This is a genomic window from Pseudomonas sp. ES1, assembly GCF_050586605.1.
Lineage (GTDB): Bacteria > Pseudomonadota > Gammaproteobacteria > Pseudomonadales > Pseudomonadaceae > Aquipseudomonas > Aquipseudomonas sichuanensis.
The window spans coordinates 1-515 of the sequence record NZ_JBOBDM010000141.1 but is presented as its reverse complement, the minus strand read 5'-3'; the positions used below and the strand labels follow the sequence as shown (position 1 = coordinate 515).

General features: G+C 63.1%; 1 protein-coding gene. It reads left to right on the top strand.

Going from position 1 to position 515, the window contains the following annotated elements:
* The coding region (locus ACQ4N9_RS26505) for an Hcp family type VI secretion system effector (protein ID WP_430934121.1) at nucleotides 1-489 on the top strand (489 nt) is incomplete at its 5' end.
* Nucleotides 490-515: the final 26 nt, after the last annotated feature.

Here is a 515-nt window from a genome sequence, read left to right as displayed (position 1 = left end):
GGCGAAAAACAAGGCCTGATCACCGCTGGCGCGTTCACCGCCGACTCGGTGGGCAACACCTACCAGGAAGGCCACGAAGACCAGGTGATGGTCCAGGGCTTCGAGCACGAAGTGATCATCCCGCGTGACCCGCAGTCCGGCCAGCCGACCGGTCAGCGCGTGCACAAACCAGTGAAAATCACCAAGGTCTTCGACAAGGCTTCGCCGCTGCTGCTGGCCGCCCTGACCTCGGGCGAGCGCATGACCAAGATCGAGATCAAGTGGTACCGCACCTCGGCCCAGGGCACCCAAGAGCACTACTACACCACCGTCCTGGAAGACGCGATCATCGTCGACATCAAGGACTACATGCACAACTGCCAGGACCCGAGCAACGCTCACTTCACCCACCTGGAAGACGTGCACTTCACCTACCGCAAGATCACCTGGACCCACGAAGTGTCCGGTACTTCCGGTTCCGACGACTGGCGCGCGCCGGTCGCAGGCTAAGCCTGGACCCACCGCAGCCCGCCGCG